The sequence below is a fragment of the Bacillus sp. 95MFCvi2.1 genome, assembly GCF_000374965.1.
Lineage (GTDB): Bacteria > Bacillota > Bacilli > Bacillales > Bacillaceae_G > Bacillus_A > Bacillus_A pseudomycoides.
Genome location: NZ_KB895750.1, coordinates 1 through 11,016 on the forward strand (window position 1 = coordinate 1; position 11,016 = coordinate 11,016).

Here is an 11,016-nt window from a genome sequence, read left to right on the forward strand (position 1 = left end):
TATTTAGAAGCTAAAGGGGAGAAATTTCAAAAAGAGGGAAACTATTATCGACATACGGAGCACGATAGCTTGTTAATTCGTGACAATATGTATGCATGGAATAGCCGGGGAGAGAAGGGATATGGAGCGATTAGCTTTGCTAGAATGTACTATGGTATGACTTTTCAAGAAGCAGTTCGAGACGTGAATTTTGGTGATTATCCTACTTTTACATCTTCTAAGGAAGAAGAACCAAAACAAGATGAGCCCTTTCGTTATCCAGGGCATCTAGAAGTCCAGGATAAACAAGCCATTAAGCACTATTTAACTGATGAACGGAAGATTGACGCTCGTTTAGTAAATTGGTTGATTGGTCAAGACTTGATTGCACAGGATAAAAAGAAGAATTTGGTGTTTAAATGGCGGGAACAAGGCGGAATAGGAAATGTAGTAGGTGCGGAGCGTCAAGGGACGGTTAAGATGGAAAATAAACGAGGTTCCTTTAAACAAATTTTGCCGAATGGAAAACCGCATACAGGGTTTATGGTGGATGTTGGAAAACCAACATCCATTTATTATTTTGAGAGTCCAATTGACCTTCTTTCGTATTGGACGTTACAACAAAACCGACTACAAAATGCAAGATTAGTCAGTATGAATGGACTAAAGATGAAGACAGTTTTACGTACATTTAAAGAGGCAAAAGATGAAGGGCTTTCCGTGAATCGGATTGTCCTGGCAGTAGATAATGATAAAGCGGGGAAAGAATTTACGGAAAAAATGGGAGCACTAACGATTACACCTCGTGTACAAATGCATCTACCATCCCAAGAAAAAGATTGGAATGATGTACTGAAGAATGCCGTACAATTAACAGAAAAACAGCAACAATTCTATATACAACCGCAAGTACAACAAAAGAAAAAAATAGTAACAATTCAAAAGAAGGAGATGGAACGAAGTGTCTAATATATTAGGGATGCCAGGAATATTACAGCTTTTTTTGTATGGAATGGGTATCTATATTATCTTTCATATGTTGAATTGGGGATACGGAAAAATACGTGATATTCGAATTCTAAAAAGAATGGCAAAGTCCGGTATTGGTATTATAGATAAAATGGATGGACATCAGTTTGAGGTGTATCTAAAAGCTCTCTTTCGAGAACTTAGGTACCGTCCAGAAGTCACAAAACGTTCCTGTGACTACGGAGTTGACGTCGTATTAAAAGGGAAAAATCGTATTGTGATCCAGGCGAAACGATATGGGATTAAGAATCGAGTGGGAATCCGAGCTGTACAAGAAGTATATGCAGGGAAAGCGTATTATAAGGCAGATGAAGCATGGATTGTAACCAATAGTTTTTATACAAAACAAGCGAAAGAATTAGCGGAAGCATGTCATGTAAAACTAATAGATCGTGTAGAGCTTCAAAAATTGATTAATAAAGTCAATCCCAAGTATTCGGCTGAAGAGGTGTACCATGGTGTAGATCCTGTAAATCGGAAGTGTCCGGTATGTAAACATCAATTAGTTGTTCGAAATTTGCATAACACGGGAAGAAAATTTTTTGAATGTTCTCGATATCCTATATGTACACATACTGAGCCAATAAATAATTGAGCTGTAATGAAAATACAGCTCAATTATTTATCACTGGGCATTTATAGCTTTAAACGAACATATTCTGTAAATTAATATAATCTCTTTTAAGATACAAGCCAGTTGTAGAAAGGAATTTTACCTATATATTGATGTTCTGAAAGTTTACAAGTTACCATATTTTTATCTAACTTATTCGCTTGTAATGTTTTTTTTGCATTTTCTTTTATTCTACGAAGCTCTAATTCTTCAATTTTGTTGACTAGAGCCGTAATTAAATAATCTCTAAAATTTGAAACTTTTCCTTGATTATATTTATCCATAACTTTTTTTAAGACTGATTTAAAACTTCTATCTGTTAGATCGTCTTTTGTAGCTTCCCGCAGAGTATTTACAATTAAATTTAATTGTTCTTCATCTAGGGAAGGTGAAGAATAGCTTCGCTTATCATCATCAAAATATACTATATCCTTAATATTAGTATTGGTACTTTTTTTTGTAGTATTTTTTCCTTGGTATTTTATATTGTACTGACAATCTGAATTCGGATTGTCTACATCCGGATTGTCAGTACATGGTTTTTCGGAACTCTCTAACTCTTCGGAGGCCGTATCCTGGATTTCAGTAATTGGCTCTCCGAACTCAACCCGAATTGAATATCCTTTAGAAATTTGTTCTTGAATTGTTTCTTCTAGGATTTCAGCAACATCTTCTTTTATTTGTCCATAAATATAGATTTGTTTCTTGTGTTTCCCCTTTTCTAAAATTTTTACACGAGCGACGTATTTATTATGTATTAATTCTGTAAGTGCGTTATAGTGTGCGTCACGTCCATTTTTAGAACGTTTAATAATATCTGGCATTGTAATCTTCCAAGCACCGTCGCGGTGCGAACAAAATTGAATTAAAAGGTACTTAGCCATTCCTGTAAGGTTGCAATCATCAAGTAGTGAGTTCTCTACAACACTATACCCTCGTTTTCTAGCATGTTTAAATACATCATTTCCCATCAAAAAGCCTCCAGTTTTTAACCCGAACTGAGAAATAGGCATAGAAAACTAGAGGTTTGTTATTCACATTTTAAAAATCATATGCTATCATAAAGATATAAATTTAATGATGTGAAAACAAACCTCGTGTTTTCATTTTCAATGGTTGTCGGGCGGCCAAACTCAACAAACCTATGAAAATCATGTCGGGGTTTTATTTTTTATATAAGAATATTTGCTTAAATATCTTTATTGTTATCTTTAATCATGACAGAAGATAGCAATAAAGAGTAATGAGAAGGCTGTCTTTCATGGACAGTCCTTTTTTTTGATGTTAATAGTTAGAATTTTCTATTAATATATAAATGAAAGCTCGTATTTCAATTGTCTTCAGTAAAGTTATCGAGCTTTTGAAAATTTTTATAATGTTATTTCAGGAAATTTATATATATAAATTTAATTTATTCAATCATATCAGAAAATTGATATAAATAGAAGATGTTTCCATTAATTTTCAGTAAGATACAAACCATACATAAACTGTAAAATTATTATCGTTAATACGAGTTAGCTTAGCTTAAAACAAAGTCATTAAAAAACATGTATTACAAAATGAACAATAAGTATATGCTTGAATGAAATATAATTATTTTGAAATATGAAATATGATTCGACTTATTGAAAAAAATCGAATTCTAAGCCGTTGAATTCATTTTATTATTTAAGACTATTAATTTAACTTTTAAAAAAGACTTTTTAGAATTTTAATATTACGAAGTACATTTAAATCAATTAGTGCATGGAAAATACTAAATAAAAATCAAGAAAATGGATGGTAATTGTTGTTAATTTCCTTAAATACCTATATAATGGAAAACATACTGTTTGAATATTCACATACTGCAGAATTGGCAGAATTTATTTGTTTTTATGACTTGGATGTCTAGGAAGTAAGAAAACTAGTAATTTGAGAAACAATTAATGTAAGAATACACAGAAAGGGGTTTTGTAATTGAATCAATCATCTAATAAAAAGCACTTACTTATGATTGGCGGTCGAACCGATCTTTATCAGAAAGCAAAAAAATATGATTTATATATAACATTGATTCAAGAAAAAGATTGGATGAGCAAACAGGATTATGACCTGGTAGATCGAGTAATCCATGCACCTGTGGATGCACCTTATCTTGTTGATTTAGCTAGTATACTACATCAGCATGAGCCATTTGATGCAGTAGTCTCATTTTTAGAAGCAGGTTTATTGAATGCTGCAATGATTCAAGATAAATTAGGTATCTTAGGAAATCCTCTTCATCCCGTTGAGGCTACTCGATATAAACATAAGATGCGTGAACAAATGCGTTTAAAGAATGTGCCATCTATTCCATATTCAATTGTTTCTGAAGCTAATGAAGTTAATTCCTTTGCAGGTAAAGTTGGATACCCTATTATTCTAAAATCCTCAAGAGGATCAGGAAGTAGAAAGATTCATAAGTTAACTGGGCCTCAGGGAACTAAGGAAGCTCTGCATGAGATTAAAAAACTATATCCAAACATTGACATCATTGCCGAAAAATTTATTGAGGGTAAGGAGATAAGTGTAGAGGCATTTAGTTGGAATGGGAAACATAATGTAATCGCTTTAACTGATAAATTAACGACAGGTGAGCCTTATTTTGTTGAAATTGGACATACAATTCCTGCTAAACTTCCTAGTGATATTTTAGATAAAGTAAAGGAATTAACTGAAAAGTTCTTAAGTGCGATTGAGCATCAATGTGGACCAAGTCACACTGAGATCATGATACACCACAACGAACCATATATAATTGAGTCCCATACAAGAACTGGTGGTAGCTTCATTTTTGAAATGGTTGAAAATGTTTACGGTTTTGATTTCTTTGAAGAGACACTCAAAAGGATTGCGGGAAATGAATCAATTGAGATGGAAATAAAGCCACGTAAAGGAGCAGCATCTGCAGTACGACACTTTGTATTTCCTGAAGGAGAAGTGTCTATGATTCAAGGAATTGAAAAAGCGAAGAAATTACCTAATATTACTCGTTGTGAACTTACATTAGAAGTAGGCAAATCCATAAAGAACTTTACAAATTCGGATGAACGTTATGGGTATATTTTAGGAACAGGGGATACTGTGACACAGGTATTAGAAAGTATTGAACAAGCTATGAGAGAAATTAAGGTAGAGATTGTATGATAATCGCGTAGTGAACTACACACCACTTAGCGAAGCTTGAAGTGGGTGCTTCTTGGGAAGTAGATACTTTTATTAGCTATCTATATTTACCAAGCTATCCCATTCGCACCGACGGTTCGTATTTGTAGCGCAAAAAATACCAATTTTAGTTCTTGGTAAGAACCCACCGTATTTTAGCGATTATGACTGTTTTATCCATATCAACGTCATGGCTTGGTTTTCACTATTTTGATATAGTGACGAGTTGATTGAAGATTTTACGATACGAATCTTTTCTCGTATCAACCTCATATCTTCAGTTTTCAAAGAACAATCTGTATGTAATAAGTTTACTACAATCTTTTGGCCAGTGCCAAACCGAAATTCATCTCCCACCTACCGTTGGGCTATTGCCCTGCACACACTTGAGGAAGGAGACTTCTTTCGGAAAACGTTAAAATACAAGGAAGGATTTTAATAATAGAACAGCACTTTAGGGGTGATTTATGTAGTGGACTACCATAAGCTAGCAAACCTACTTTTTCCAGACTTAAAATATACCATTCATGATTATGAAAAAATTTATCCTAAGAGAAAGCTTGATAATAGTGCGAAGGTTACAAGAATTGCTCCGAGCCCAACGGGATTCATACATTTGGGAAATCTTTTTAGTGCCATAATTAACGAACGACTTGCACGGAAAAGCGGAGGGATTTTCTTTTTACGTATTGAAGATACTGACAACAAAAGAGAAGTTCCTGGTGCAGTAGATAAAATAAAATCTACTCTAAAGTATTTCGGAATATCTTTTGATGAAGGGCCTATTGGTAAAGGGGAATATGGTCCATATTGTCAGAGAGAACGTGTAGCGGTGTATCATGCTTTTGCAAAGGCGTTAGTAGAAAAAGGATTTGCGTATCCGTGTTTTTGTACTGAATCCCAATTATCTGAAATGAGAGAAAAGCAAAGGAACCAAAAATTAAATTTAGGTTATTATGGCAATAGTGCTATTCATCGTAATTCTGATTTTGGAGATATTGAACAGAAAATAGCCAATAAAGAACCCTATGTATTAAGATTCCGATCAGGGGGTGATGTCAAGAACATAATTAAGATTGAAGATGCAATTAGAGGAGAAATAACTTTACAAGAAAACTATCAAGATTTTATTTTATTAAAATCTGATGGGATACCAACTTATCACTTTGCACATGTTGTTGATGACCATCTAATGGGAACTACGCATGTGGTACGTGGTGAAGAATGGTTGCCTTCATTACCTATGCATTATCAATTGTTTGAGGCTTTTGAATGGCAATTGCCTGTTTATTGTCATACCGCTCAACTAATGAAATTTGATGGGAGTTCAAAACGCAAATTGTCAAAACGTAAGGATCCAGAGATAGCGTTAGAATATTATATATCTGAAGGATATGATCCAAGTGCGGTATGGGAATATTTATTAACCATTCTAAACTCGAATTTTGAGGAGTGGCGTATTTTAAATCCCGATAGTACCATTGGAGACTTTCCATTTTCTACTGAAAAATTGAGTAAGTCAGGTGCATTGTTTGATCTAAAGAAACTAAATGATATAAGTAAAAATATAATTTCTAAAATGTCTGTTAAGGAAGTATATAATAATATTGCAACTTGGGCTGGAAAATATGATATGGAATTTGCGGGGATTTTTACGTTAAATCCGAGTTACTCAGTTGCAGCTCTTACACTTTGTACCGAAACACCACGTAAAGATATAATGTCTTGGAAACAAGCAAAAAGGTATTTAAGATTTTTTTATGATGAGACCTTTAAAATTGAAGATGATTTTCCTGTAGCAGTTAATATTAGTGATAGAAAATTATTCTTTAATAAATTTTTGGAAACTTATAATTATTCTGATGATAAATCGACATGGTTCAACAAAATAGTTAATATTGCAGTTGAAATGGGATATGCAGGTACTGTCAAAGAATATAAAAATAATCCTCATCAATACAAGGGGCATATTGGTGACATAAATGGTGTTTTACGTGTTTGTATAGTAGGACGACTAAATTCACCTGATTTATGGAGCATTTGCAAAATAATTGGAGATGCAAAGGTTCGTAATCGGGTTTTAAGTCAAACTTTTTCAAACTAACTATTCTAATAAGTCTATTTAGCAACATTATATCAAGAAGAGTGATTATTTTTATAGTTGTGGCGTATTAATTTATAATATCGTATCAATCTATTATACGTATATCATATATCAACTAATAAAAAATATATAAATATAATCAAATTCGAGAGGAAAGTGAATAATATGAATAAATTAGAAAATGAGTTATACATTCAATATCCATGGCTTAAAATTCAAACTACGGTAGAAGAATACGTTAACCCAGAATACTATAATAAGATTATTAAAGATTATATTTTTGATGATAAAACCGACTTAGAGTTATTTAATGAATGGTTAGCGCCACTTTTAAAAAAAGAAAATCTTAAAATCTTAGAATTAGGCTGTGGGTCAGGTCGAGTAACAGAAGTTTTAACTACACAAGCTCAAAATAAATGGCGTGAATTAGCATTGCTTGATCTTAGTAAACAAATGCTTGAGTATACTGGTAATAAGTTTAGTAATTATGAAAATCTTAAACTAATAAACTCAGATTCGATTGAATTTCTACATAATAATGAAGAAGAATACGATTTAATATATAGCCTTTGGAGTTTTTCACATTCTGTACATCAAGTGTTAACGAGAGATGGATTCGAAGCAGGAAAGAAATATGCTCAAACCGCTATCCGAAAAATGATTATTCAAAATATGTCATCTAATTCAGAGTTCTTCTTGCTTCACTTTGATTCATGTTCTGAAGAGCAATCAATACTGTTAAAACAGTGGGCAAAAGTTTTCCCTCTATTTGGTGATTTTTCTTCACAAAGCCTCTCCAAACAATTAATTGATGAGGAGTTAGCTAGACTACAAGATGAAGGGATCATTAGCTTCGAACACAATCATTATATTGGAAAAGAAATTGAGTATGCTTCTGAAGATGAGGCTTTAGAAGTGTTTATGAATTTCCATATGGAATCTTTCTTTAACGACTCTGATAAACTTCCTGAAGTAATGGAGGAGTTGCAAACTTATTTCAAAGGTTTTACTGATGAATCTGGAAAGGTAAAAATTAAGCCTGGATGTTTCATTTATAAAGTAAAAAAGATTTGAAGAAAACATTCTAATTGAAAGGTGAAAAAGATTATGAAGGAATTAGAAGGAAATGCTCCAATTGAAAAAATACTTACTGACAAGTTAGGTATACCCAATCTTATCGATATTTTAGGTGAAACACCTTTGTATAAGCTTACACCTATATTAATTGAAGCTGCTAAACGACGTGCTGATTCAATTACACCACAGGAATTATTACGAATTTATGATTCTAAACTGGATTTTTATGGAGTAAGTTCTTTTGAGCAGCGTGAAATAGTTGAATTTCAAAATAATTTTTATTCAGTTTTACCAGAAACATTTGAATCAGTTGAAGTCTCTCCTATTTGTCCGTTAGGTACTAATTCAGTTATAACTAACCTTAGTCAAAATAAAATTATGAGTACAACACGTGGATCAGAAGTGGTAGGTGATCCAACGACATGTTTAATATTAGAATGTGCTTCAAGACGAAAAAAACTTGCTAAAAAAGAAGAAACATTATTTGAAAGGGTAGACTTAGGTACATTTCAAAGAGTGGTAAGAATGCAGCCTTTTGATAAGAGTAAAGGGTATATGCAACATTTTAATCTGTTAGGAATAGCAACTGCTGCTCGTGAAAATAAATATTATAATTTTGTTTCTAAGGTTATGCTAGAGCATCTTACGATATGGATCGATTTTATTGATCATTTAAATAATAACGGCTATACATTTGAAAATATCTCTGTTAATATTTCTAATACTAAAATCCTTGAAGCTATTATTGAAAAGGCTTCTCTTCCACGCGAAATGATTGCTCTAAATTCAAATAATGAGGATTTTGATTTTCTTAAACACTTTGACATAGATATTCCGAATGAAGTGTCTTCTATGCATGAGATTAGTCAGGAAACCATTGAGAAATTTGGAATAGAGAAGATTGTTTCTCAAATGCTTTTATTTGAAAAAGATGTTTTGAAGGTTTTACAAGAAAAATATCCTAATGTTAATTTCTGCTTTGATTTTAACCGTGTAGCTGGAATAGGTTACTACAAAGACTATTGTCTTCATATTTATGCAACGAACAAGTCTGGAAGAAGAGTTCAACTTTCGGATGGTGGTTCAGTTGACTATATTGAAAAATTATTATCTGATAAAAAGGAATATGCTATTACTTCTGGTTTTGGTGCGGAGTTAATTCAAAAATTGTTTATGGATAAAGAGAAATAATAAAAGTTTGATACTTCCACCCCTAAAGGGGAATCCCACTAACGTTAGTGGGATTCTTGCTACCAGAGGAGTATTATTGATGTGTAAGATTAGAGTATATCATTCCCCTTTTACCGGCAAGGACTGTCCTATGTGTTCTAGCGTATTAGAGGTTTGTATCTGTTTAAATTATCGGATAGGTCGATATATAAAGCCCCCCCATCTTAAAGTGTAGCTTTGAGTTGGGGGGGCTTTATATGAATAAAATTTTCTACCTAGATAGCTATATAATTGTTTAATACTAACTATATTAGTTAACTTATTTGTTTTGTATCCTGCTGTGCCTTACGTATATCTAATCCTGGAGTTATTATTAAGTAAATAATGGTTCCAGTGATACCAATACTGGTGATAAGCAGTGCCATTATGGTAGATGGTACAAAAGATCCCAAGAATACAGTTGAAGAGGCAATTAGCATGGCGAGGTTATATTTAATTCCACCTATTACAGCCATGTATGTACTTCTTGCATTATCAGGTGGAATAGAAGCCATATAAGATTGTTCTACAGGAACTCTCAAGACTTCTCCAATCGTTAATAAAAGCATACATATAACTAAAATACTAATATTATTGGAGTAAGTTATGACACCATAACCAAGAGAAAAAATTGCACAACTGGCTACTAAGGTTGTTCTATCCTTCATAAAGTTTGTTAATTTTGTTGCATACAGTGCTAATATGACTACAAGGATTGTATTCTCACTTCTTAGGAACCCCAACATTTTAATACCATCCACGTCCCAGAATAAAAATGATTGCGATACCATTTCATTCGTTAGTCTAATTCCGACATAATTGGTTAACTGCATTTCCATGGAATTTATAAGAATACTAGCGATAGCAAATAATACAAATAAACGATCTTTTAGCACAAGGTTATAGCTTTTGAGTAAATGAGAGATATGTTGCGCTGGTTTTAGCTTCTTTTCTTGTGGTGCATAGCTTTCATCTATAAAGAAAGCTATAAGGATAACAACACTTCCAGTTGCAATCGTTAAAGCAATAAGTAATTCAAAGAGATAGTCTTTAAATAGTAAGGCACCCAACATACCTCCAATGGCCATAGATAAGTTATTTGCCCAATAGTTAATAGAATACATTAACTTACGTTGTTCAGGAGTACTTACATCGATTAACATTGCCTGATTTGCTGGTCCAGCTAAACCCCAACATATTGTATTAACCGTCATCATCATAAAGGTTATAGTTGGTGATACAAACCAAGGAGAATTTGATAGCATCATCGTAGTAAACGCTAAAAATCTTATAGATTCTGCAGCAAGAATAACTCTTTTTCTTCCGAAATGATCACCGAAATATCCGCCTATAAAGGACATAGCAATCCCTACAAAGACATTAATAATTAAAAGTAAACCAGCAGTTTTAGCACCAAAATAATTTGCTAAGTAAATTGTCATGAAGGGGAATATCATCCAGTTAACAAATTGACTAGTAAATGTTTCAATAATACGAAGTTTTATGTTTTTATGTAGATCTCTAAATCTCATATATGCGCGCCCTTTCTTTTTAGGATATATAATAATATATTATGATTTACAAATAAATAAGACCACTTTCTAATAAAAGTGGTCTTATTTACATCTTTTAATATTTTAGAGAGGCCAAATGGATTTGAACCATTAATCAGAAGTAGAAGCTTCCTGCCTTGACCGTTTGGCTATGGCCCCATGAATCGAATATAAAATATCGATGATATGAGTATTTAAATTAACTTTATTAAATTATGGAGAGGCCAAATGGATTCGAACCATTAATCAGAAGTAGAAGCTTC

The 11,016-nt window shown here is 32.8% G+C and carries 8 protein-coding genes and 1 tRNA gene; 6 read left to right on the forward strand and 3 right to left on the reverse strand.

Going from position 1 to position 11,016, the window contains the following annotated elements; translation table 11 throughout:
- Positions 1–948 (forward strand): toprim domain-containing protein (locus C568_RS0129515; RefSeq protein WP_018783640.1); only part of this gene is annotated, 948 nt, incomplete at its 5' end.
- The gene (locus C568_RS0129520; RefSeq protein WP_018783641.1) at positions 941–1,603 is read left to right on the forward strand and encodes a restriction endonuclease; all 663 of its coding nucleotides are present in this window, start codon (positions 941–943) and stop codon (positions 1,601–1,603) included. The genes C568_RS0129515 and C568_RS0129520, both read left to right, overlap by 8 nt.
- 86 nt (positions 1,604–1,689) lie before the next feature.
- Here C568_RS0129520 and C568_RS0129525 read toward each other — a convergent pair whose 3' ends face one another.
- Positions 1,690–2,592, reverse strand: coding sequence for a hypothetical protein (locus tag C568_RS0129525; protein WP_018783642.1), 903 nt, complete (start codon positions 2,590–2,592; stop codon positions 1,690–1,692).
- Positions 2,593–3,583: 991 nt separating this feature from the next.
- On the opposite strand from C568_RS0129525, the gene C568_RS32390 reads away from it, so the two are divergent.
- From C568_RS32390 to C568_RS0129545, 4 genes are all read left to right on the forward strand, one after another.
- A complete protein-coding gene (locus C568_RS32390) occupies positions 3,584–4,792 on the forward strand; it encodes an ATP-grasp domain-containing protein (protein WP_018783643.1) in 1,209 nt (402 codons plus the stop codon).
- 490 nt (positions 4,793–5,282) lie between these two features.
- Positions 5,283–6,914, forward strand: coding sequence for a glutamate--tRNA ligase (gene gltX, locus C568_RS0129535; protein ID WP_018783644.1), 1,632 nt, complete (start codon positions 5,283–5,285; stop codon positions 6,912–6,914).
- A 165-nt stretch (positions 6,915–7,079) separates the two neighbouring features.
- Positions 7,080–7,988 carry a class I SAM-dependent methyltransferase gene (locus C568_RS0129540; protein ID WP_018783645.1) on the forward strand — a complete coding sequence of 303 codons (909 nt, stop codon included), beginning with the start codon at positions 7,080–7,082 and terminating at the stop codon, positions 7,986–7,988.
- Between the two features lie 33 nt (positions 7,989–8,021).
- Positions 8,022–9,182, forward strand: a complete 1,161-nt coding sequence (locus tag C568_RS0129545) for a hypothetical protein (protein WP_018783646.1) — start codon at positions 8,022–8,024, stop codon at positions 9,180–9,182.
- A gap of 293 nt (positions 9,183–9,475) precedes the next feature.
- Here the strand turns inward: C568_RS0129545 and C568_RS0129550 are convergent, their stop codons facing one another.
- Together C568_RS0129550 and C568_RS0129555 are read right to left on the reverse strand one after the other, a co-directional pair.
- Positions 9,476–10,732, reverse strand: a complete 1,257-nt coding sequence (locus C568_RS0129550) for an MDR family MFS transporter (protein ID WP_018783647.1) — start codon at positions 10,730–10,732, stop codon at positions 9,476–9,478.
- A gap of 109 nt (positions 10,733–10,841) precedes the next feature.
- Positions 10,842–10,912, reverse strand: a tRNA-OTHER gene (locus C568_RS0129555).
- Positions 10,913–11,016: the final 104 nt, after the last annotated feature.

Bases quoted from the DNA above. Each gene is read 5' to 3' on its own strand.
- C568_RS0129525 (WP_018783642.1), bottom strand. From the start codon at position 2,592: ATGGGAAATGATGTATTTAAACATGCTAGAAAACGAGGGTATAGTGTT.
- C568_RS0129540 (WP_018783645.1), top strand. From the start codon at position 7,080: ATGAATAAATTAGAAAATGAGTTATACATTCAATATCCATGGCTTAAA.
- C568_RS0129545 (WP_018783646.1), top strand. From the start codon at position 8,022: ATGAAGGAATTAGAAGGAAATGCTCCAATTGAAAAAATACTTACTGAC.
- C568_RS0129550 (WP_018783647.1), bottom strand. From the start codon at position 10,732: ATGAGATTTAGAGATCTACATAAAAACATAAAACTTCGTATTATTGAA.